Here is a 21803-nt window from a genome sequence, read left to right as displayed (position 1 = left end):
ATGGTGGAGGAACGCCCGGAAGCGGCGACCGGCGCGCCCGGACCCTATCTCCTGGAGGCGATCGGCATCACCAAGCGCTTCTCGACGCTGGTCGCCAACGACCATGTCGACCTGGCGCTGAAGCCGCACGAGATCCATGCGCTGCTGGGCGAGAACGGCGCCGGCAAGTCGACGCTGGTCAAGATGATCTACGGCTCGCTGCAGCCCAACGAAGGCGAGTTCCGCTGGAAGGGCGAGCGCGTCGCGATCCCCAATCCGGCCGCCGCGCGCCGGCTCGGCATCGGCATGGTGTTCCAGCACTTCTCGCTGTTCGAGGCCCTGACCGTCGCCGAGAATATCGCCCTGGCGCTGCCGCCGACCGCGATGGCGGCGCTGGCGACGCGCATCGAGACGGTCTCGAAGGAATACGGCCTGCCGCTCAGGGCCGATGCGGTGGTGGCCGACCTGTCGGTCGGCGAGCGCCAGCGCATCGAGATCGTCCGCTGCCTGTTGCAGGAGCCCAAGCTCCTGATCATGGACGAGCCGACCGCGGTCCTGACCCCGCAGGAGGCCGACCAGCTGTTTCTGACGCTGGAACGGCTGGCGCGCGAGGGCTGCGCGATCCTCTACATCTCGCACCGGCTCGAGGAGGTGAAGCGGCTTTGCCATGCCGCCACCATCCTGCGCCACGGCAAGGTGGTCGACCGCGTCGACCCGCGCAACGAGACCGCCGCCAGCCTCGCCCGGCTGATGGTCGGGTCCGAGGTCCATGCGGTGCGGCCGTCGCGCCGGCGCATCGACGGGCCGACCCGGCTGAAGCTCGACCGGCTCGACCTGCCGCCGAGCGGCCCCTTCGCGGTGCCGCTGGTCGGCGTGTCGCTGGAGGTGCGCGCCGGCGAGGTGGTGTCGATCGCGGGCGTCGCCGGCAACGGCCAGTCCGAACTGTTCGATGCCATCTCGGGCGAGCGGCCGGTGGCGCGGGCGGAGGCCGTCCTGCTCGACGGCAAGCCCTGCGGCGACCAGGGCGTGACCGCCCGGCGCGGGCTCGGCGCCGGCTTCGTGCCGGAGGAGCGGCTCGGCCACGGCGCGGTGCCGGGCTTCCGGCTGTCAGAGAATGTCGTGCTGACGCGCCATTCGACCGGCCCGGGCGGCGGTCGCTCAGGTTCGGGCCTGCTCGACTATGCGGAGGCCGGCGGCACCGCCAAGCGCGTCTCGGACGCCTTCGACGTGCGCAAGGGCAAGCCGGATCCGGAGGCGCGCGCGCTGTCCGGCGGCAACCTGCAGAAATTCGTGGTCGGCCGCGAGCTCGACCGCAAGCCGGTGCTGATCGTCATCAACCAGCCGACCTGGGGGGTCGATGCCGGCGCGGCGGCGCTGATCCGGCAGGCCCTGCTCGATCTCGCCGCCGACGGGGCCGGCGTGCTGGTGATCAGCCAGGATCTCGACGAGATCTTCGAGATATCCGACCGCATCGCGGTCATCTCGCGCGGCCACCTGTCGCCGGCCTACGACGCGCATCTGGTCACCATGGAGCGGCTCGGGCTCCTGATGGGCGGCGCCCATGGCGACAGTGCCGCGGTCGAGACGGCGGAGCGGCTGAGGGAGGCGGACGGCCATGCGCATTGAACTGGAGAAACGGCCGGAGCGCGCCGAGATCTTCGCCTGGGCCTCGCCGCTGATCGCCGTGGCGTTGACGGTCGTCACCGGCGGGCTGATCTTCGCGCTGGCCGGCATCAATCCGCTGAAGGGCCTCTACGTCTTCTTCATCGAGCCGTTCACCTCGCTTTGGTCGATCGAGGAACTGATCGTCAAGGCGACGCCCCTCGTGCTGATCGGCGTCGGCCTGTCGATCGCCTACCGCGCCAATGTCTGGAATATCGGCGCGGAGGGGCAGTTCACCATGGGGGCGATCTTCGGTGCGGCGGTGCCGATCCTCCTCAACGGCTGGAACGACCCCTCGACGCTGGTCGCCATGCTGGTGCTGGGCACGATCGGCGGCATGGTCTGGGGCGCGATCCCGGCCCTGCTCAAGGTCCGCTTCGGCGCCAACGAGATCCTGACCAGCCTGATGCTGGTCTATGTCTCGCAACTCCTGCTCGACTGGCTGGTGCGCGGCATCTGGCGCGATCCGAAGGGGTTCAACTTCCCGAAATCGGTCGGTTTCGACGGCTGGCAGACCATGCCGGTGATCGGCGACGGCCGCGTCAATCTCGGCACCGCCATCGCGCTCGTGATCGCGGTCCTGCTCGCCGTCCTGATGAGCCGCACGCTGAAGGGTTTCGAGGTCCGCGTGCTCGGCCAGGCGCCGCGCGCCGGCCGCTTCGCGGGCTTCTCGTCGGAGCGGATGGTGGTGTTCGCCTTCCTGCTCTCCGGCGGCCTCGCCGGTCTCGCCGGCATCATGGAGGTCGCCTCGACGATCGGCCAGCTGCAGCCGAACATCTCGCCCGGCTACGGCTTCACGGCGATCATCGTCGCCTTCCTGGGCCGGCTCAATCCGATCGGCGTGATCTTCGCCGGCATCGTGCTGGCGGTCAGCTATCTGGGCGGCGAGGCCGCGCAGGTCGGGCTCGGCATCTCCGACAAGACCGCCCGGGTCTTCCAGGGCATCCTGCTCTTCTACATCCTCGCCTGCGACACGCTGATCCTCTATCGGATCCGTCTGGTCGGCCGGGCTCCGGCGGAGGCGCGCGCGCATGCTTGAGGCCACCATCCTGACCATCATCACGGCCGCGACGCCGCTCCTGCTGGCGGCGATCGGCGAACTGGTCACCGAACGGTCCGGCGTGCTCAATCTCGGCGTCGAGGGCATGATGGTGATGGGGGCGGTCGCCGGCTTCGGCGTCGCGCTGATGACCGGATCGGCGCTCCTCGGCGTCGTCGCGGCGGCGCTCGCCGGCATGGCGCTTGCGCTCCTGTTCGCGGTGCTGACCCAGACGCTGGTCACCAACCAGGTCGCCACCGGCCTCGCCCTGACGCTGTTCGGCATCGGCCTTTCGGGGCTGGCCGGCGAGCGCTTCGTCGGCCAGCCGGGCGTGCGCCTGCAGAAGCTCGACATCCCGGGCCTGACCGACCTGCCCTATGTCGGCAAGATCCTGTTCGGGCAGGACATCCTGGTCTATTTCTCGGTCGTGCTGGTGCTGGTCGTCGGCCATGTCCTGTTCCGCACCCGGATCGGGCTGGTGCTGCGCGCGGTCGGCGACAATCACGGCTCGGCCCATGCGCTCGGCTACCGGGTGATCGCGGTGCGCTACGGGGCGATCCTGTTCGGCGGCGCGGCCTCCGGGCTCGGCGGCGGCTACCTGTCGCTCGCCTACACGCCGCAATGGGTCGAGAACATGACCGCCGGGCGCGGCTGGATCGCGCTGGCGCTGGTCGTGTTCGCCTCCTGGCTGCCCTGGCGCGCGATGGTCGGTGCCTATCTGTTCGCCACGGTGACCATCCTGGGCTTCGCCGCGCAGGGCATGGGGCTCGGCATTCCGGCCCAGTTCCTGTCGTCGCTGCCCTATCTGGTCACCATCCTGGCGCTTGTGATCATCTCGAAGAACCGGCTGGTCATGCGCGCCAACACGCCCGCCTGCCTCGGTCAGAGCTTCGTGCCCGACCGCTAGCGGTCGAAGCGTTCGTGGTTCGGATTCACGAGACGGTTGGGTACCATCCGTCTCGATCGAACCTCTAGCCGGGTTACGGTCAGAAGGCCCCGCGGCTGCGGCCCGGCGCGGAGGCCTGATACGAAAGAGAGGGGCCGCGAGGGTTACGGAGGTACTCGGATGAAGAGGTTTGTGGCGATCGCCGCCGCGCTCGGGCTCGGCCTGGCGGGTGGACTGGCGGCCGGTGCCGCGAAGGCGGCCGAGAAGCTGAAGGCGGCCTGGGTCTATGTCGGCCCGGTCGGCGACTTCGGCTATTCCTACCAGCACGACCTCGGCCGCAAGGCGGTCGAGAAGGCGCTCGGCGACAAGGTCCAGACGACCTATGTCGAGAACGTCCAGGAAGGTCCCGACGCCGAGCGCGCCATCGAGCGCCTCGCCCGCGACGGCAACAAGATCATCTTCACCACCTCGTTCGGCTTCATGGATCCGACCATCAAGGTGGCGAAGAAGTATCCGAACATCTATTTCGAGCATGCCACCGGCTTCAAGCGCGAGAAGAACGTCGCGACGTTCTCGGCGCGCTTCTACGAGGGCCGCTACGTGATCGGCCAGATCGCCGGCAAGATGAGCAAGACCAACACGGTCGGCTACATCGTCTCCTTCCCGATCCCGGAAGTCGTCTCCGGCATCAACGCCTTCATGCTCGGCGCGCAGTCGGTCAACCCGAACATCAAGGTCAAGATCGTCTGGGTGAACAGCTGGTACGATCCGGGCAAGGAAGCCGATGCGGCCAAGGTTCTGGTCAGCCAGGGCGCCGACATCCTGGTCCAGCACACGGATTCGACCGCGCCGCTGCAGGTCGCCCAGGAAAAGGGCATCCTCGGCTTCGGCCAGTCCTCCGACATGGCCAAGTTCGCTCCGAAGGCCCAGATCACCGCCATCACGGACGACTGGGATCCCTACTACATCTCGCGCGTCAAGGCCGTGCTCGACGGCACCTGGAAGTCGACCGACACCTGGGACGGCATGAAGGAAGGCATGGTCGTGCTGCCGCCGATCCAGAACGTCCCGGCCGACGTGAAGGCGCTCGCCGAGGGCACCATGGCCAAGATCACCGCCGGCACGCTGAAGCCCTTCGCCGGCCCGATCTTCAAGCAGGACGGCAGCCAGGTCATCCCGGCCGGCAAGGAACTCGACGATCCGGCCATCCTGAGCATGAACTGGTACGTCAAGGGCATCGACGACAAGCTGCCGCAGTAAGGCCGACCGGATCGGCGGGCGTCCGCACGCCCGCCGATGCCTGCCGATGCCCGGAACCGCGACGGGATGCGGGTATCCGCTCCGGACGGGCGATCGAGGGTCGCCCGGACCGATCTGCGGCACCTTTCGCGCTGGGGGATGTCGGCCCGCCCGGCCCGCAGCGCGTGCCGACCCCGGGGCGCCGGCCCCGGCCTCGGAACCGCCCGATCGGCGGACCGCCGGTCCGGCGTGCTGCGTGTCCGACGTGCCACGTGTCCGGCGAACCGGCGGGCCGGCCGTGTCCCGATCCGGCGCCGCGCCGACCGTCCGCCGGGTCCTCCGGCACCCGAACGACCCGCGCCCGCACACCCTGCCGCAGCGCCATGCACGAAACTTGCTAGGCCCCACGCGCGCCGGCATCCGCCGGACCGCGATCCTCCCGGACGGACCCGCCCATGGAAGCCTTCGCCGCCGACTGGCTCAATCTCCTGACCCGCTGGTTCCACATGGTCGTCGGCATCGGCTGGATCGGCGCCTCCTTCTACTATATCGGCCTCGACGTGACGCTTCGGAAACGCGAGCGCATGAACGAGGGCGTCTACGGCACCGTCTGGCAGGTCCATGGCGGCGGCTTCTATCATGTCGAGAAGTATCTGGTCGCCCCGAAGGCGCTGCCGGACGATCTCGTCTGGTTCAAATGGGAAGCCTATCTCACCTTCCTGTCCGGCTTCGCGCTGCTGATCGTGCAATACTATTGGAACGCCAAGGCGTTTCTGATCGACCCCAAGGTGATGGCGCTCGCCCCCTGGCAGGCGATCGCGATCTCGGTCGCCGGCCTGGCCGCAGGCTGGGCGGTCTATGACGCCGTCTGCCGGTCGCCGATCGGCCGCAACACCGCCCTGCTGGCGGCAACGGTGTTCCTGATGATCGTCGCGGCCTCCTGGGCGTTCAGCCAGGTCTTCTCGGGCCGCGGCGCGCTGATCCATGTCGGTGCCTTCGTGGGCACGATCATGGCCGCCAATGTGTTCATGATCATCATCCCCAACCAGCGCAAGATCGTCGACGCGCTCCTGAAGGGCGAGGCGCCCGATCCGAAATACGGCGCCATCGGCAAGCAGCGCTCGGTGCACAACACCTACCTGACCCTGCCGGTCCTCTTGATGATGGTCTCGAACCACTATTCGATGCTGACCGGCCATCCGCAGGCCTGGGCGGTGGTGGCGTTGATCCTGATTGTCGGCGGCATGGTCCGGCATTTCATGGTCCGCCACGAGGCCGGCGATCCGGTCGCCAAGGTCGCCTGGGCGCTCGGCCTCGCCGCGCTCGGTCTCGTCGGGGCGCTCTGGCTGACCGCGCCGAAGACCGATCCGCGGCTGGCGGGGCTTGCGGCGAGCGATCAGGACGTGATCAGGATCACCGCGAAGCACTGCACCATGTGCCATGCCGCCAAGCCGCGCCACGAGGGTTTCGGCGAGCCGCCGAAGGGGGTCATGCTGGAGACGATCGAGGACATCCGCCGCTATGCGGTGCTGATCGACCAGCAGGCCGTGAAGTCCGATGTGATGCCGCTGGGCAACGAGACCGGGATGACCGACGACGAGCGCCGCACGCTCGGCGCCTGGGTCGCCCGCCAGTGAGGGCCGCGATCCGGTGATCAGCCTTTCCGACGTGAACGTCCTGCCGATCGACAGCTTCGTCGATCGCTTCGGCGACGTGGCCGAACATTCGCCCTGGGTGGCGGAGGCGGCCGGTGCGCTGCGCCCGTTCGCCTCGCGCGAGGCGATGGTGCTGGCCTTCGCGCAAGCCGTGCGCACGGCGCCGCGCAGCCTGCAGCTGAAGCTGGTCAACGCCCATCCCGATCTCGCCGGCCGGGCCGCGCGGGCCGGCAGCATGGCGGCGGATTCGGTGAAGGAGCAGGCCGGCGCCGGCCTCGACACGCTGACGGACGAGGAATATGCACGGTTCACCGATTTGAACGATCGCTACCGCGCCCGCTTCGGCTTCCCCTTCATCCTGGCCGTCAAGGGCGCCACCAAGCACCGCATCCTCGAATCCTTCGCCGAGCGCGTCGGCAATGCGCCGGCGGTGGAATTCGAGAACGCGCTCGGACAGATCGCCCGAATCTTCCGCTTCCGCATCGAGGATCGGGTCTCGCCCGATTGAGCCCTTCGAAGAGCCCGCCATGGCCGACATGATGATGATCCACGATCTCGGAACCCGGACGCTCGACCTGCTCGACCGTCTGGCCGCGATCACCGACGAGCCCGGCCGCATCACGCGGCTCTATCTCTCGCCCGCCCACCGGCGCGCGGCCGATCAGGTCGCCGACTGGATGCGCGACCGCGGTCTCGACGTGACGGAAGACGCGATCGGCACCGTGCGCGGCTTCCTGGCCCCTGCGGCCCCGGGTCCGCAGGCCAACCGGCGCCTTCTGATCGGCTCGCATATCGATACGGTCATCGATGCCGGCAAATATGACGGCAATCTCGGCGTCGTCGCCGGGCTGATGGTGGTCGAGGAGCTGCGCGCGCGCGGCATCGCGCTGCCGTTCGGACTGGAGGTCCTGGCCTTCGGCGACGAGGAGGGCGTCCGCTTTCCGAGTTCGCTGTCCTCCTCCGCCGCGGTCTCCGGCACCTATCGCGGCGAGTGGCTGGACACGGCCGACCGCAACGGCGTCAAGCTGCGCGACGCGCTCCGCGCCCATGGCGGCGACCCGGCGCGCATCCGCGAGGCGGTCATCCCGCCGGGTTCGGTGATCGGCTATGTCGAGCTGCATATCGAGCAGGGGCCGGTGCTCGAGCATCAGGGCGAGCCGCTCGGCGTGGTCACCTCGATCGCCGGCCAGTCGCGCTTCCGCATCCTGATCACCGGCGAGGCCGGCCATGCCGGCACCGTGCCGATGGGCCTGCGTCGGGACGCCTTCGCGGCGCTGGCGGAACTCGCCACCTTCATCGAGCGCGCGACGCGCGAGGGCACCGCCAACCTGGTCGCCACGATCGGCCGGGTCGACGTGAAGCCGGGCGCCACCAACGTCATCCCGTCGGAGGTCGAGGCGACGCTCGACATCCGGGCCAGCGCCGACGCGCCGCGTCTGGCCGCCATCGAGCGCATCCGCTACGAGGCCGACCAGATCGCCCAGCGCCGCGGCGTCAAGATCCGCTTCGAGCGCTTCGCCGACGTGCCGACCTGCCCGATGAACGAGGACCTGCAGACCGGGCTCGCCGCGGCGGTCGCCTCGCTCGGCGAATCGACCCGCCGCCTGCCCTCCGGCGCCGGCCACGACGCCATGGCGATGGCGCGCGCCTTCCCGTCGGCCATGCTGTTCGTCCGTTCGCGCGGCGGCATCAGCCACAACCCGGCCGAGTTCACCAGCGTCACCGATCTGGGTCTGGCGGTCGAGGCCATGATCCGCTTCGTCGCCGGCATGGCGGCGCGCCACGCCGCCTGAAGGATAGTGCCATGAAGCTCCTCACCGGCCGCACCCTGTCCTTCACCGGCGATCCCGAGATCGACGGCAGCGGCGCGCTGCGCTGGGAGGAGCACGGCGCCATCGCGATCGGCGACGACGGCCGCATCGCCTGGGCCGGTCCGCTCGCCGAACTGCCGCCCGGCCTCGCCATCACGGCGCGCGAGGATTTCGGCGAGATGATCCTCGCCCCCGGCTTCATCGACGCGCATATCCATTTTCCGCAATACCGGATGCTGGCCGCCCCCGGCCGCGACCTGCTCGACTGGCTGTCGCGCTTCACCTTCCCGGAGGAGGGCCGCTTCGCCGACCGCAGCCATGCCGAGGTCGCCGCGGAGATCTTCCTCGACCGCCTGGTCTCGAACGGCACCACCGCGGCGCTCGCCTTCTCGTCGGTCCACAAGGGCGCCGCCGAGGCACTGTTCGAAGCGGCAGAGCGGCGCGGCATGGCGCTGGCGACCGGCAAGACCATGATGGACCGCAACGCGCCGCCGGTCGTGCTGGACGATGCCGAGAGCGGCGCGCGCGACACCGAGGACCTGATCGCGCGCTGGCACGGCCGCGGCCGCCTGCGCTACGCGATCAGCCCGCGCTTCGCCATCACGTCGACGGAGGCGCAGCTCGAAGCCTCCGGCGCGCTCCTCAAGGCCCATCCCGACTGCCTGATGCAGACGCACCTGTCGGAGAGCCGGCGCGAGATCGAGACCGTCCGCGCCCTGTTCCCGAACGATCGCGACTATACGGCGGTCTACGAGCGCTTCGGTCTGGTCGGCCCGACCTGCCTGTTCGCCCATGGCATTCACCTGTCCGACGACGAGTGCCGGCGCCTGTCGGCGACCGGCTCGGCCTTGGTGCATTGCCCGACCTCGAACACCTTCCTGGGCTCCGGCCTGTTCGATCTCGGCCATGTCGGCGCCGCCGCGCGCCCGGTCGGCTTCGGACTCGCGACCGATGTCGGCGGCGGCACCAGCTATTCGATGCTGACCACCATGGGCGAGGCCTGCAAGGTCGCCATGCTGGCCGGCCGCCACCTTGCCGGCGCGCGCGCCTTCTATCTGGCCACGCTGGCCAATGCCCGCCTGCTGCATCTCGATGCCGAGATCGGCAGCCTGGAGGCCGGCAAGTGGGCCGATATCGTCCTGCTCGACCCGCGCGCGACGCCGGTGCTGGCCGCCCGCGACGATCTCTCCGAAAGTGTCGAGGATCGTCTCTTCGCCCTTGCGGTGCTCGGCGACGACCGCGCCGTGGCCGGCACCTGGGTGGCCGGCCGCAAGCGCTTCGCCCGCGCCGGCTGACGCCGGCTACCTGAGCGGTCGGCGTCCGATCTCCCATCATCGAGCCGAGAGGCCCGGCCGGCGGCTGCCTGCCGGCTGGCGGCTGCGTGCCGGCGCCCGCCGGACGGGGATGCCGGACGGGCTTGCCGGTTTCGGCGCCTCCGCGCGCCTCCGGTGCGGCTCCGGCCGTCCGCATCTGTCGTGCCCGAAAAATAGCCGTGCGGAAATTGTAGTCAGTCGTTCTGGAATGTTTCTTCTTAACACAAGACATGGAAATGAAGAGAGCCGGAGCGAACAGAAAGCATTACACACTTTCCTCGCAGATCGTCGTTAAATGTGTTCGATTTGTAATTAACTCATCGATTTCCGAAATTTCATTAATATTGAATTCGATGAATACTGTAGATAAACCTCCGCGCATCGAAGCGGGAAATTTCGACGATGCGCAAGGCCAAAGTTCTCATTGCTGCCGCCACCGCCATTTGGGCAATGTCCGGGACCGTCCAGGCGCTCAACCTTGCGGGCACCGGGACCCACTTCAAGAAGGTCCGGGCCGGCCTGATCCGGGAAGGTGGCTGGTCGGTCAGCCCGATGGGGCACGTGATGTTCTGTCAGGCCCGCCCGGCCGAGTGCCGCAAGCCGAGCCTGGTCCATGTGACGCGGGTCTCGATGACCGGCGGCCGCTTCGCCGCGCTTCGGACGATCAACACGGCCGTCAACCGGGCGATCATCCCGCTCAACGACCGATCCGGCCCCGGCGTGATCGACCAGTGGAGCCTGGAGCCCAGGGCCGGCGATTGCGAGGACTTCGCCATCACCAAGCGTCACCGCCTGATCGCGGCCGGCTGGCCGGCTTCGGCGCTGCGCCTGGCGATCGGACGCCTGCCCAGCGGCGAAGGCCACGCGGTGCTGATCGCCAGGACCGACAAGGGTGACTACGTCCTCGACAACCGCACCGACGACATCCGGCCGTGGCGGCAGACCGACATCCGCTGGCTTTCGATGCAGTCCGGGGCCAATCCGCAGTTCTGGCGCAGCATCTGATCAACAAGAAGAGCCGGACCGACCTCAGGCCGACATCCCGTCGATCGGCCGCGCCGCAGAAGCGCATACCGGCCGCAAGAGTCCCCACAGACACTCAAAAAAACCCGCCGCTCTCTGACCGAGCGGCGGGCTTTTTCCTTGTCGATTGTCCGGGTCTTCGGCGGTTCAGCTGCCGCCGGGGCCGACGGTGACGACGGTCAGGGGCTTGGACAGCAGCCGGGCGGCGACCCGCTTCACGTCGGCGAGCGTGACGGCTTCGATCAGCGCATTGCGCTTGTCGATATAGTCGATGCCGAGATCGTCCATCTGGATGGCGAGCAACTGGCCGGCGATCTTGTCGGAGGTGTCGAAGCGCAGCGCATAGGAGCCGGTCAGATAGGACTTGGCCTTGTCGAGTTCGGCCGTCGTCGGGCCGACCTCCGCCATCCGCTTGATCTCGTCGCGGATCACCCGGATGCTCTCCGCGGCCCGATCGGCCCGCGTCCCGAGGCCGCCGTAGAAGATGCCGGCATGGTCGTAGGGGGCGAGCGAGGTATAGACCGAATAGGCCAGCCCGCGCTTCTCGCGCACCTCCGTGTAGAGCCAGGACGAGAACGACCCGCCGCCGAGGATGTGGTTCATCACATAGGCGGCGATGAAGTCCGGATCCTTGCGCTTCAGGCCTTCGGCCGACAGGCGGATCACGGTCTGCGGGTTCGGGATGGTCTCGGAGACGGTCAGCCCGGACAGCGGGGCGACCTCGGCGACCGGCGTCAGGCGCTGGCGGGCCGGCAGGTCGCCGAAGACGCGGTCGAGCAGCGGGGCCAGCGTCTTGGCATCGATCGCGCCGACCACGCCGATCTTGAGCCCGTCGCGGGCGAAGACGCGGCCATGATAGTCGCGAATGTCCTGGCCGGTGATCGCCGCCACCGAGGCCTCGTCGCCGTTGGCGGGGCGGCCATAGGGATGGTTCGGGAAGATCGACCGGGCCCACAGCCGGCTCGCGACGGTGTCCGGATCGCGCTTCTCGCGGCGCAGCCCCGAAATCGCCTGCACGCGCATCCGTTCGACGGCGTCGTCGTCGAAGCGCGGCTTGGTCAGCGACAGGCGGAGCAGGTCGAAGGCCTCGTCGCGATGCGCCGACAGCGTCTTCATCTCGCCGTAGAAGGCGTCGCGCGAATCCTCGAAGGCGAGGCGGATCGACAGATCTTCGAGACGGCCCTGGAAGGTCTGCCCGTCCATCTCGCCGGCGCCCTCGTCGAGCAGGGTCGAGAGGAGATTGGCGAGGCCGGCCTTGCCGTCCGGGTCCTGGGCATTGCCGCCCTTGAAGGCGAAGTTGACGGCGATCAGCGGAACCGCCTGCTCCTCGACCAGCCAGGCCTCGATGCCGCCGGGGCTGACGACGCGCTGGATCTGGACCGCCTCGGCCGGGCCGGCGGCAAGCGCCGACAGGCCGATGCCGGCGGCGAGGGCGAGGGCGCCGGTGGCTCGGCGGATGTGGCGGACGACGGACATCATGCCGGATCGTTCCTTGTGGTCGTTGCGGCGCGGGGCGAGAGAGCGGGGGGCGATCCGGTCAGCGGATCGCGCCGGAACCCGGACCGGCAACCGGCCATTGCGCGCGGGCGGTCGGCTTCTTGCCCGTCGGCGGGGCGGAAACCAGGAAGGCGGTGGTGGCGATGTCCTTGCGCAGATAGGTGGTCGCGACCTTCTTCACGTCGTCGGGGGTGACCGCATAGACCTTGGCCGGCCAGGTGCGCACATCCTCGACGGTCGATCCGGTGGTCAGCGCCGTTCCGAAGATGCGGGCGAGCGAGGCCTGGCTGTCCTGGGCGTGGATGGCGTTGGCGACGATCTTGCGCTTGGCGCGGTTGAGCTCGGCCTCGTTGACCCCATCGCGGACGACGGCGGCCAGGACCTCGTCGACGGCCGCCTTGAGCTGGTCGAGGGTGACGCCGTCGCGCGGCGTCGCATAGAACATGATCTTGGTGTCGTCCCAGGCGGTCGACTGGTAGTAGCCCCCGGCCGAGGCGGCGAGCCCCTTCTCGATGACCAGTTCGCGATAGAGCCGGCTGGTCGGACCCGACCCGACCACTTCGGCGAGGAGGTCGATGGCCTCGGCCTCGCCCTTGGCGGCGGTGCGGTAGGACGGCACCACCCAGGCCATGCGCAGGCTCGGCTGGTTGACGCGCTCGTCGGCGAGCGTGACGGTCCGGCTGGCCAGGGCCTCGGGCTCGGTCGGCCGGATGCGCACGCCCGGCTCGGCCCGGCGCGCCACCTTGCCGTAGGTCTCCTCGGCGAGCTTGCGCACGCTGGCGGGGTCCACGTCGCCGGCGACGATCAGCACCGCATTGTTGGGCGTGTACCAGAGATCGTAGAACGCCATGGCGTCCTTGTAGGTCAGCTGCTCGATCTCGTGGCGCCAGCCGATCACCGGAATGCGGTAGGGGCTCGCCTGATAGAGCGTCGCCTCCATGGCCTCGCCGAGCTGCGCGGAAGGATCGTTGTCGGTGCGCTGCGAGCGCTCCTCGAGCACGACCTGAAGTTCGGGCTTGGCGGTCGCCTCGACCAGCTGCAGGTTGGCCATCCGGTCCGCCTCCAGCCGCATCATCAGCGGCAGGTGTTCCTTGGCGACGCGCTGGAAGTAGCCCGTATAGTCGTTCGACGTGAAGGCGTTCTCCTGGCCGCCGATCTCCGAGACCTTCTTGGAGAAGGCGCCGGCCGGATTGTCGCGCGTGCCCTTGAACATCAGATGTTCGAGATAGTGGGCGATGCCGGACTTGCCCTTGGGCTCGTCGGCGGAGCCGACCTTGTACCAGACCATGTGGGTGACGACCGGCGCGCGGGCGTCGGGCACGACCACGACCTGCAGCCCGTTGGCGAGCGTGAAGCTGGTGACGTTGCCGCCGATCTCGGGGGCGGGGGGAAGCGCATTCGCGGCGGTCGCCGTCGCGCTGCCCTGCAACGCCGTGTCGGCACCGGCCGGGATCGGCAGGCCGGCCAGGGCGGCGGTGAGGAGCGCGGCGGCGAGGCGCGCGCGGAGCGGACGGACGGTATCGGGCACGGAGACCGGTTGCGTCACTGGGCTTTGTCCTCGAAGTCTCGGGTTCGGTCGGTGCAACACTATAGCGACAGTCAATCGAGTGCCTATGCCGGCCGCGTCACGCTTGCGTGACCTTTCGGTGCCATCGGCCGCGTCACGCTTGCGTGACCCCTCGGTCACCCGGGGGCCGGTCGCGCCTGCGGGACCCGCCCGGCGTCGGTTCGCCTCACTCTACGGTCGGACGGGCAGGACGGATCGCCGGGGCCGGACGCGCAAGACCCGCGTCGCGCTGGGCCATGCCGCCCAACCGCGCGCCGTCGATGGCCGCGCGCCGCAGCGAACCTGCGGCGATCGCAGGGCCCGAAGTCGCGTCGACGCCCGGCAGGGCAGGCAGCCGAGCCCGTCCGCTGCCATGGGGGCGGCGCGATCGACATTCGAGAACCGGTCACGAATCGCTGCGGTGGCGCCGCTCAGAGCGGCCACCAGGTCGGCTTCCAGCTGCTCGACTTCTGCTCGGCGGCTTCCGGATCGACCGGGGCCTTGGGCGAGGGGGTCCGATAGTCCTTCGGCAGGTCGGTCAGACCCTTGTTGCGGCCTTCGCGCGCCGCGATGGCCTCGCGGTTGACCTTGAACTGGCCGGCCATCTCGTCCGGCGTCAGCCGGCGCGAGGTGTCGCCCGGGCCGCCGGAGGTGCCGGCCGGCCGGCTCGCCAGCTTGTACTTGGCCAACTGATCCGGCGTCCAGGTCTTGGACGCGTCCGGATCGTCGCGGCTGATCTTGTCGAGATCGCGCTGGCGGTCTTCCGGGTTCTTCGGGAAATTGCTGCGCGACAGCGCGGTGTCGGCATCCTGCGGCGCCGGCAGGTCGCGCTTCGGCGGCACGACCAGCGGCGAGCGCGGCTTGTATTCGACCGCCTTCTCGCTCGGGTCGATCGCCCCGATGCCGGCCATGAAGCCCTTGACCAGGTTGGTGTCGCGCTGTTCGCCGGTCTGCTCGTCCTCGAAGCCGTTGGTCGCGCTGGCGCAGCCGCCGAGTGCGATGAGGCCGGCCAGGACCGCAGGTCGGGCGAGACGGATCAGGTGGATCATGCGCTATCCCTGCTGTTCGGCCCGCCCCAGGCAGGTCGCCCGGACCGTGTCGCGGTCCGGATGGTCGTTGCGACGCCACCGTTGCCGATGCGTCGATGGCGACCGACTCCCGTTCGTCCGCCGATCAAAATCACGTCTCACGAAGAGCCCGACTTTGTGGCGCTCTTGGGGCCATGGAAGGTCATGTCATACAGGAGCCCGGCCACACCGGCAACGATCCACATGTCGGCGAGGTTGAACACATACCAGGACAGCGACCGGTCCGGCAGGAACAGATGCACGAAGTCGATCACCGCGCCGTAGATCGCGCGGTCGATGGCATTGCCGATCGCCCCGCCGAGGATCAGGCCGAGCGAGACGGCGACGAGGCGCGACGGGCTGCGCGCCATCCAGACCAGGATCGCCACCGAGGCGGCGACCGACAGGGCGACCAGCAGCCAGCGGCCGAGATCGCCCTCCTGCCGGAACAGGCCGTAGGAGATGCCGTAGTTCCAGATCAGCCGGAACTCCGCGAAGGGCGCGACCCGGACCGGGCCGTTGACGCCCAGTTCGATCCCGTTCAGCACATATTGCTTGCTCGCCTGGTCCAGCACGAGGCCGAGGGCGGCGACGATCAGGCCGAGAAGGCGGGGCGACATGGCGGGCTCCGGTCGGTCGTCGGAAGCCCTCCGCGCCCGGTCGGGACGCGAAGGGGGGAGGGCCTTTGCGGGCCGTCGGGTCAGGCGGCGGCCCGGCGGGCTTCCCACTCGCGCATCGCGGCCGCGTCGCGCGGGGTCAGGTCCGGATAGTCCGGATCGCTGCCGACATCCGCCGTGATCCTCCAGGACCGGGCGCATTTGCGGCCCTCGGCCCGGGCGGGCTCGACGGCGACGCCGGCGACCTCGTCGATGCGGATCGCCGCCGCCGGGCCTTCGCCGGCGGCGACCGTCACGCCGCTGGTGATGGCGATCTCGGCGAGATCGATGCCGGCGACCGCGGCGAGGAGGTCCGGATCGGCGATATGGACGACCGGTGCGGCTTCGAGCGAGGAGCCGATCCGCTTGGCGGCGCGCTCCAGTTCCAGAGCGCCGGTGATCGCCCGGCGCACCCGGCGGATGCGCGCCCAGCGGGCGGCGAGCGCGTCGTCGCGCCAGGCGGCGTCGGGCGCCCGGAACAGTTCCAAATGCACCGAACGCTCCGGATCGCCGTGGCGCAGCGTCCAGGCCTCCTCCATGGTGAAGGGCAGCATCGGGGCGAGCCAGGTGACGATCGCGTCGAACAGGCGGTCGACCACGGTCAGCGCCGCGCGCCGGCGCACCGAGGAGTGCGGGTCGCAGTAGAGCGCATCCTTGCGGATGTCGAAATAATAGGCCGACAGGTCGACCACCATGAAGTTCATCAAGGCGTTGACGACGCGCTTGAAGTCATAGCCGGCATAGCCCTCGCGCACCGCCTCGCCGACCTCCCAGAGCCGGTGCAGCATGGAGCGTTCCAGCTCCGGCATGTCGGCGAGCGCAACCTCGGCGGCCGGATCGTGATGGGCCAGCGTGCCCAGCATCCAGCGCAGGGTGTTGCGCATCTTCCGATAGGCCTCGGCATTGGTCTTCATGATCTCCGGGCCGATGCGCAGATCGTCGGCATAGTCGGAGGTCACCACCCAGAGCCGCAGGATGTCGGCGCCGGAGGTCTTGATCACGTCCTGCGGGGCGACGATGTTGCCGAGCGACTTCGACATCTTGCGCCCGTCCTCGGCCATGACGAAGCCGTGGGTCAGCACGGAATCGTAGGGCGCGCGGCCGCGCGTGCCGCAGCTCTCGATCAGCGAGGAATGGAACCAGCCGCGATGCTGGTCCGAGCCCTCGAGATACATGTCGGCCGGCCATTTCAAGTCCGGGCGCTTCTCCAGCACGAAGGCGTGGGTGGAGCCGGAATCGAACCACACGTCGAGAATGTCGGTGACCTTCTCCCAGGCGTCGAGATCGTTGACGAGGCCGCCGAGGAACCGCTCGCGCGCCTCCGGCGTGAACCAGGGATCGGCACCTTCGGCCTCGAAGGCCGTGCGGATGCGCCCGATCAGCTCGTCGTTGCGGTCGAACTCCGGTCCCGGCGCGAGGCGGCCGGTCTCGCGGTGGCGGAACACGGCGATCGGCACGCCCCAGGCGCGCTGGCGCGAGACGACCCAGTCGGGCTTCGCCTCGATCATGCCGCGCAGCCGGTTCTGGCCCTGCGGCGGATAGAAGGTGGTCTCGCCGATCGCCTTCAGCGAGCGGGCGCGCAGCGTGTCGCCCGCGCCGGCAATGTCGCGGTCCATGTGGATGAACCATTGCGGCGTGTTGCGGAAGATGACCGGCTTCTTGGAGCGCCAGGAATGCGGATACTGGTGCTTCAGCCGTCCGCGCGCCAGGAGCGCGCCGGCCTCGATCAATGCCGCGATCACGGCGCCGTTGGCGTCGCCCTTCTCGCCCTTGTCGGTGATCACGCGCCGGCCTTCGAGGCCCGGCGCCTCGCGGGTCAGGAAGCCGTCGTCGTCGACCGTGAACGGGATGGCGGTATCGATGCCGCGGGCGGCGAGTGCGCGGGCATTGTGGGTCCAGATCTCGAAGTCCTCGCGACCGTGACCGGGCGCGGTGTGAACAAAGCCGGTGCCGGCATCGTCGGAGACATGGTCGCCGTCGAGCAGCGGCACCTGGAAGCCGTAGCCGAGCGCGGCCAGCGGATGGGCGCAGACGAGACCCGCCAGCACCTCGGCCGGCACGGCGGCACGCCTCTCCCAGGCCGTCGCCTTGGCTTGCTTCAGGACCTCGTCGGCGAGCTTGTCGGCCAGGATCAGCCGGTCGCCGGCCTTGGCCCAGTTGCCCTCGGGCGCCTCGGTGACCTCATAGAGGCCGTATTCGATCTTGGACGAGAAGGAGATCGCCCGGTTGCCCGGGATGGTCCAGGGAGTGGTGGTCCAGATGACGACGGAGGCACCTGTCAATCTTGCTGGGAATACCGGACCTTTGACAGCAGGAAGCAGCGTTCCTGATGTGTAATCAGAGATCTGCAATGTGTTTCGAACCGGGAACTTCACCCAGATCGTATCCGACTGGTAATCCTGATACTCGACCTCGGCCTCGGCCAATGCGGTCTTCTCGACCACCGACCACATGACCGGCTTGGAGCCGCGGTAGAGCTGGCCGGAGACGGCGAATTTCTGCAGTTCGGCGGCGATCACGGCCTCGGCCCGGAACGCCATGGTGGTGTAGGGATCGGCGAAATCGCCGGTCACGCCGAGGCGCTTGAACTCGGCCGCCTGCACGCCGATCCAATGCTCGGCGAACTGCCGGCATTCCTGGCGGAACTCGACGATCGGCACTTCGTCCTTGTTCTTGCCGGCGGCGCGATACTGCTCCTCGATCTTCCATTCGATCGGCAGGCCGTGGCAGTCCCAGCCCGGCACGTAGTTGCTGTCGAAGCCGTCCATCTGCTTGGCGCGCGTGATCACGTCCTTCAGGATCTTGTTGAGCGCGTGGCCGATATGCAGGTTGCCGTTGGCATAGGGCGGGCCGTCATGCAGCACGAACAGCGGCCGGCCCTTGGCCTTCTCGCGCAGGCGCCGGTAGAGGTCGCCCTTCTCCCAGCGCGCCAGGATCTGCGGCTCCTTCTCGGGCAGGCCGGCGCGCATCGGGAAATCGGTGACGGGCAGAAAAAGCGTCTCGGAATAGTCGCGGGCGGCGGGTGCGGCGGTTTCGGTCATCGGTCTTCTCGAAGCGATCGGGACGGGCCGGCCGCGGCGGACGAGCCGCAAAGGGCCGGCGGGGAGGTCGGGTGTCGGCACGCAGGTCCCGGACTTCGGCCGGTCGCGATCAATCGCGCCCGGACGAAGCCGGGCCCGTAATTCGGCGGGCGGGCCGCAGGATCGCAAAGAACCGGCGCATGCACTGGAGTCCCAGGGTGGAACGATGGCCCGCGGTTCTATCAGCCGCACGCCCGCGAGGGAAGTCCGCTTCAAACCCGGCGGCCGGTGGCGCGGGCCGAGCCGGTACCACTACGCCAGTTCGGCCAGCCGGCGGTCGAGCGCGGTCCCGGGACCCATCGCGGTCAGCACGGCGCGCGCCTCGGCGCAATCCTCGCCCATCCGGGCGACCAGCGCGTCGACGCTCGGGAAGCGCAGTTCGGGGCGCAGATAGGAGGCGAAGCCGATCTGGACGGTGCGGCCGTAGAGGTCGCCCTTGAAGTCGAACACGAAGGTCTCGAGCAGCGGCGCGCCGTTGTCGAATTGCGGCCGGCGCCCGTAATTGGCGACGCCGAGATGCTGCACTCCGTCGACCGTGAAGGTGACCGCATAGACCCCGTGGGCCAGCCGGCAATCGGCGCCGAGCCGGACATTGGCGGTCGGGAAGCCGAGATCGCGGCCGCGCTTCTCGCCGTGGATGACGGTGCCTTCGACGAACCAGCGATAGCCGAGCAGGCCGTTGGCGAGGCCGAGATCGCCGGCCGCCAGCGCATCGCGGATGCGGCTCGACGAGACCGGCCCGCCGCCCTCGTCCTGGAAGGCCTCGATCACCGAGACGGCGAAGCCGCGCGCCGCCCCCTCGGCCGCCAGAAAGGCCGGCGAGCCGCCGCGTCCGCGCCCGAAATGGAAGTCCCAGCCGACCACCGCCTCGGCGACGCCGAGCCGGTCGACCAGGATGTCGCCGACGAAATCGTCCGCCGAGCGGGCCGCGAAGTCGCGATCGAACGGCAGCACCAGAAGCCCGTCGAGCCCGGCGGCGCGGATCAGCCGGGCCTTCGGGCCGGCCGGCGTCAGGCGGAAGACCGGCGTCTCGGGCCGGAACACGCTGCGCGGATGCGGCTCGAAGGTCATCGCGAAGGCCGGCCGCCCGGCCGCCTCGGCGCGCGTCAGGGCCGCGTCGAGCACGGCCTGATGGCCGCGATGCAGCCCGTCGAAATTGCCGATCGCGACGATGCCGCCGCGGAGGCTCTCCGGAAACGCATCCAGGCTTTCGGCGAGGGCGAAGGGGCGGGGCGCCGGAGCGGCCGGATCATGCATGGGCGGACGGGATCTTCCGAGGGAACCAAGTCGGCCGGACCCTGCAACGCCACGCCGTCAGGGTCAAGCGACCGAAGGTCCGTCGACCGCCCCCGGTCCGTGCCGCAGGCGCGGATGGCGCCGCCGCGCGCCCGAAGACGCCGGCTTGGCCGGTAGCCCCTATCCGACAGCCGGCTTGGGCCGATGGTTCCTATCCGATGGCCGGCTTGGGCCGGCCGGGCACCATCACGGTCGCCTCGCCTTCCAGGACGACCTGGTTGTCGACCGAGCATTCGCAATGCAGCCGGCAGCGGCGGCCCTTCTCGACCAGTTCGATCACCTCGACATCGACCACGACCACGTCGCCGATCCGGACCGGACCCATGAAATTCAGCGTCTGCGACATGTAGACGGCGCCCGGCCCCGGCAGGCGGGTGCCGAGCACGGCGGAGATCAGGCTCGCCGTATAGAGGCCGTGGGCGATGCGCTGGCCGAAACGGGTCTTGGCCGCATAGACGTCGGACAGGTGCAGCGGATTGTCGTCGCCGGAGATCTGCGCGAAGCCGACCACATCCGAATCCATGACCGTCTTCAGGATGGTCTCGCGCATTCCGACCTTGAGGTCTTCGAAATAGTAGGAATTCAGGACCGGCACGGTCATGGAGCGGCCTCGCTGCAGGCGATTGTCGCACGCCGGCGCCGGCTCGGCCGGGCAACGGCGCCTGCCGGACCCCGCCGGCATCGATGCGGGCGGACCTTGGCGCCGGGCGCCGCGCTTGGCAAGTCACCACATGGTCTCGTCCCGGTGACGTGCGGTCGCGGTCTCATTCAAAGCGAATTTTCGGCATTAACGGAAATTTTCGAAGGTCTGGCTAATGTGACGGTCGGGAAGCGGGCGGGGGCACATGAGGGCTCACCAACCGGAACCGAAGTGTTACGGCACCGCCCGGAGGGGACTGGGCCGCCGAGGAGTGGAGTTTAACAGATGGCGCTCGATCTTTCGATGCCGATCCTCGTCGTCGATGACTACAAGACCATGATCCGCATCATCCGCAACCTGCTGAAGCAGCTCGGTTTCGAGGATGTGGACGAGGCTTCCGACGGAACCGAGGCTTTCGCCAAGATGAAGGATCGGCGCTATGGTCTGGTCATCTCCGACTGGAACATGGAGCCGATGACCGGTTACGAGCTGCTCAAGCATGTTCGGGCCGACACGTCGCTGGCCAAGACTCCGTTCATCATGGTGACCGCCGAGTCCAAGACCGAGAACGTGATCGCCGCCAAGAAGGCCGGCGTGAACAACTATATCGTGAAGCCGTTCAACGCGCAGACGTTGAAGGGCAAGATCGAAGCGGTCTTCAACGACTGATTTGGCGACTTCCGGAAGCATCACGGCCGGCCGGGCCATTCGGCATCCGGCCGTGGAAGGGGACTTGCACATGGCGCAGCCGACGGCGACCGAGATCGGCCGGGTGGTGGAATTCCTCCAGCAGGACCGCGAGGACGTCAAACTCAACGACGTCATGGATCTGGCCGAGCGGATGGCGCAGAGCCTCGACGAGGCTGTGGCGACCACCGACAAGATGCTTCACGCGGAATTCCGCAGCATCGCGGAGCAGATCTCGTCCCTGAAGCGGGAAATCCGCGACCTGCGGCCCGATCAGTTCCGTTTCGAGCGCATCCCGGAAGCCGGCCGCGAGCTCGATGCCGTGGTCGAGTCGACCCAGGATGCGACGGAAACGATCATGGCGGCGGCCGAGGCGATCATGGCGGCCGATGCCTCGGACCCGGCCGCCTACAAGGCCCTCGTCGACGACAAGATGATCGTCATCTTCGAGGCCTGCTCGTTCCAGGATCTGACCGGCCAGCGCATCCGCAAGGTCGTCAAGACGCTGTCCTGGATCGACGAGCGCATCGAATCGCTCGCCCAGCGGCTCAACCTTGCCGAGACCGGGCCTGCGGAGGCCGTGGAGGAAAGCGAGGACGAGCGCCGCATGCGCGAGTTGATGCTGAACGGTCCGCAGATGAAGGGCCAGGGCGTCTCGCAATCCGATGTCGACGACTTCTTCTCGATGTCCGACCAGGAAGACATCGACAAGCTGTTCGACTGATCC

18 protein-coding genes are annotated in these 21803 nt (G+C 68.8%); 11 read left to right on the top strand and 7 right to left on the bottom strand.

The genetic code is table 11. From position 1 onward, the window contains the following. The 9 genes from ABB55_RS09465 to ABB55_RS09425 all read left to right on the top strand — a co-directional run bounded on the left by ABB55_RS09465 (position 1) and on the right by ABB55_RS09425 (position 10589). A complete protein-coding gene (locus ABB55_RS09465; RefSeq protein WP_054358590.1) occupies positions 1–1605 on the top strand; it encodes an ABC transporter ATP-binding protein in 1605 nt (534 codons plus the stop codon). Next, positions 1595–2680 carry an ABC transporter permease gene (locus ABB55_RS09460; RefSeq protein ID WP_054358589.1) on the top strand — a complete coding sequence of 362 codons (1086 nt, stop codon included), beginning with the start codon at positions 1595–1597 and terminating at the stop codon, positions 2678–2680. The genes ABB55_RS09465 and ABB55_RS09460 overlap by 11 nt, the downstream gene beginning before the upstream one ends. Next, a complete protein-coding gene (locus tag ABB55_RS09455; protein WP_054358588.1) occupies positions 2673–3587 on the top strand; it encodes an ABC transporter permease in 915 nt (304 codons plus the stop codon). Before ABB55_RS09460 ends, ABB55_RS09455 begins: the two co-directional genes overlap by 8 nt. Positions 3588–3746: 159 nt before the next feature. Next, the gene (locus ABB55_RS09450) at positions 3747–4826 is read left to right on the top strand and encodes a BMP family ABC transporter substrate-binding protein (RefSeq protein WP_054358587.1); all 1080 of its coding nucleotides are present in this window, start codon (positions 3747–3749) and stop codon (positions 4824–4826) included. Between the two features lie 434 nt (positions 4827–5260). Then, positions 5261–6442, top strand: coding sequence for a urate hydroxylase PuuD (locus tag ABB55_RS09445; protein WP_054358586.1), 1182 nt, complete (start codon positions 5261–5263; stop codon positions 6440–6442). A 13-nt stretch (positions 6443–6455) separates the two neighbouring features. Further along, positions 6456–6968, top strand: a complete 513-nt coding sequence (gene uraD, locus ABB55_RS09440; protein WP_054358585.1) for a 2-oxo-4-hydroxy-4-carboxy-5-ureidoimidazoline decarboxylase — start codon at positions 6456–6458, stop codon at positions 6966–6968. Positions 6969–6987: 19 nt separating this feature from the next. Next, positions 6988–8253 carry an allantoate amidohydrolase gene (locus ABB55_RS09435; RefSeq protein WP_054358584.1) on the top strand — a complete coding sequence of 422 codons (1266 nt, stop codon included), beginning with the start codon at positions 6988–6990 and terminating at the stop codon, positions 8251–8253. Positions 8254–8264: 11 nt separating this feature from the next. Beyond that, positions 8265–9566 carry a guanine deaminase gene (gene guaD, locus ABB55_RS09430; protein ID WP_054358583.1) on the top strand — a complete coding sequence of 434 codons (1302 nt, stop codon included), beginning with the start codon at positions 8265–8267 and terminating at the stop codon, positions 9564–9566. A gap of 420 nt (positions 9567–9986) precedes the next feature. Beyond that, a complete protein-coding gene (locus ABB55_RS09425; protein WP_054358582.1) occupies positions 9987–10589 on the top strand; it encodes a transglutaminase-like cysteine peptidase in 603 nt (200 codons plus the stop codon). Between the two features lie 165 nt (positions 10590–10754). Here ABB55_RS09425 and ABB55_RS09420 read toward each other — a convergent pair whose 3' ends face one another. The 7 genes from ABB55_RS09420 to ABB55_RS09390 all read right to left on the bottom strand — a co-directional run bounded on the left by ABB55_RS09420 (position 10755) and on the right by ABB55_RS09390 (position 20350). Next, on the bottom strand, positions 10755–12086 hold the full coding sequence (locus ABB55_RS09420) for a M16 family metallopeptidase (RefSeq protein WP_054358581.1): 1332 nt from the start codon (positions 12084–12086) through the stop codon (positions 10755–10757). Positions 12087–12144: 58 nt separating this feature from the next. Continuing rightward, on the bottom strand, positions 12145–13650 hold the full coding sequence (locus ABB55_RS09415) for a M16 family metallopeptidase (RefSeq protein WP_244472009.1): 1506 nt from the start codon (positions 13648–13650) through the stop codon (positions 12145–12147). A 431-nt stretch (positions 13651–14081) separates the two neighbouring features. Beyond that, positions 14082–14699, bottom strand: a complete 618-nt coding sequence (locus tag ABB55_RS09410) for a hypothetical protein (protein WP_054358580.1) — start codon at positions 14697–14699, stop codon at positions 14082–14084. Between the two features lie 137 nt (positions 14700–14836). Further along, positions 14837–15337 carry a signal peptidase II gene (gene lspA, locus ABB55_RS09405; RefSeq protein ID WP_054358579.1) on the bottom strand — a complete coding sequence of 167 codons (501 nt, stop codon included), beginning with the start codon at positions 15335–15337 and terminating at the stop codon, positions 14837–14839. A gap of 80 nt (positions 15338–15417) precedes the next feature. Continuing rightward, positions 15418–18414 carry an isoleucine--tRNA ligase gene (gene ileS, locus ABB55_RS09400; protein ID WP_054358578.1) on the bottom strand — a complete coding sequence of 999 codons (2997 nt, stop codon included), beginning with the start codon at positions 18412–18414 and terminating at the stop codon, positions 15418–15420. Between the two features lie 291 nt (positions 18415–18705). Next, on the bottom strand, positions 18706–19710 hold the full coding sequence (locus ABB55_RS09395; RefSeq protein ID WP_054358577.1) for a bifunctional riboflavin kinase/FAD synthetase: 1005 nt from the start codon (positions 19708–19710) through the stop codon (positions 18706–18708). Between the two features lie 190 nt (positions 19711–19900). Continuing rightward, positions 19901–20350 carry a MaoC family dehydratase gene (locus ABB55_RS09390; protein ID WP_054358576.1) on the bottom strand — a complete coding sequence of 150 codons (450 nt, stop codon included), beginning with the start codon at positions 20348–20350 and terminating at the stop codon, positions 19901–19903. Between the two features lie 324 nt (positions 20351–20674). On the opposite strand from ABB55_RS09390, the gene ABB55_RS09385 reads away from it, so the two are divergent. Both ABB55_RS09385 and ABB55_RS09380 read left to right on the top strand, forming a co-directional pair. Then, positions 20675–21058, top strand: coding sequence for a response regulator (locus tag ABB55_RS09385; protein WP_054358575.1), 384 nt, complete (start codon positions 20675–20677; stop codon positions 21056–21058). A 70-nt stretch (positions 21059–21128) separates the two neighbouring features. Continuing rightward, positions 21129–21800, top strand: coding sequence for a protein phosphatase CheZ (locus tag ABB55_RS09380; protein ID WP_054358574.1), 672 nt, complete (start codon positions 21129–21131; stop codon positions 21798–21800). Positions 21801–21803: the final 3 nt, after the last annotated feature.

The sequence above is a fragment of the Prosthecodimorpha hirschii genome, assembly GCF_001305515.1.
Taxonomy (GTDB): domain Bacteria; phylum Pseudomonadota; class Alphaproteobacteria; order Rhizobiales; family Ancalomicrobiaceae; genus Prosthecodimorpha; species Prosthecodimorpha hirschii.
Note: the sequence above shows the minus strand (reverse complement) of the source record. Positions and strands in the feature narration are given on the sequence as shown.

Excerpts from the sequence above, each read along its gene's own strand:
- ABB55_RS09465 (WP_054358590.1), top strand. The coding sequence starts at position 1 with ATGGTGGAGGAACGCCCGGAAGCGGCGACCGGCGCGCCCGGACCCTAT.
- ABB55_RS09460 (WP_054358589.1), top strand. The coding sequence starts at position 1,595 with ATGCGCATTGAACTGGAGAAACGGCCGGAGCGCGCCGAGATCTTCGCC.
- ABB55_RS09455 (WP_054358588.1), top strand. The coding sequence starts at position 2,673 with ATGCTTGAGGCCACCATCCTGACCATCATCACGGCCGCGACGCCGCTC.
- ABB55_RS09450 (WP_054358587.1), top strand. The coding sequence starts at position 3,747 with ATGAAGAGGTTTGTGGCGATCGCCGCCGCGCTCGGGCTCGGCCTGGCG.
- ABB55_RS09445 (WP_054358586.1), top strand. The coding sequence starts at position 5,261 with ATGGAAGCCTTCGCCGCCGACTGGCTCAATCTCCTGACCCGCTGGTTC.
- ABB55_RS09435 (WP_054358584.1), top strand. The coding sequence starts at position 6,988 with ATGGCCGACATGATGATGATCCACGATCTCGGAACCCGGACGCTCGAC.
- guaD (WP_054358583.1), top strand. The coding sequence starts at position 8,265 with ATGAAGCTCCTCACCGGCCGCACCCTGTCCTTCACCGGCGATCCCGAG.
- ABB55_RS09425 (WP_054358582.1), top strand. The coding sequence starts at position 9,987 with ATGCGCAAGGCCAAAGTTCTCATTGCTGCCGCCACCGCCATTTGGGCA.
- ABB55_RS09420 (WP_054358581.1), bottom strand. The coding sequence starts at position 12,086 with ATGATGTCCGTCGTCCGCCACATCCGCCGAGCCACCGGCGCCCTCGCC.
- ABB55_RS09410 (WP_054358580.1), bottom strand. The coding sequence starts at position 14,699 with ATGATCCACCTGATCCGTCTCGCCCGACCTGCGGTCCTGGCCGGCCTC.
- lspA (WP_054358579.1), bottom strand. The coding sequence starts at position 15,337 with ATGTCGCCCCGCCTTCTCGGCCTGATCGTCGCCGCCCTCGGCCTCGTG.
- ileS (WP_054358578.1), bottom strand. The coding sequence starts at position 18,414 with ATGACCGAAACCGCCGCACCCGCCGCCCGCGACTATTCCGAGACGCTT.
- ABB55_RS09395 (WP_054358577.1), bottom strand. The coding sequence starts at position 19,710 with ATGCATGATCCGGCCGCTCCGGCGCCCCGCCCCTTCGCCCTCGCCGAA.
- ABB55_RS09390 (WP_054358576.1), bottom strand. The coding sequence starts at position 20,350 with ATGACCGTGCCGGTCCTGAATTCCTACTATTTCGAAGACCTCAAGGTC.
- ABB55_RS09385 (WP_054358575.1), top strand. The coding sequence starts at position 20,675 with ATGGCGCTCGATCTTTCGATGCCGATCCTCGTCGTCGATGACTACAAG.
- ABB55_RS09380 (WP_054358574.1), top strand. The coding sequence starts at position 21,129 with ATGGCGCAGCCGACGGCGACCGAGATCGGCCGGGTGGTGGAATTCCTC.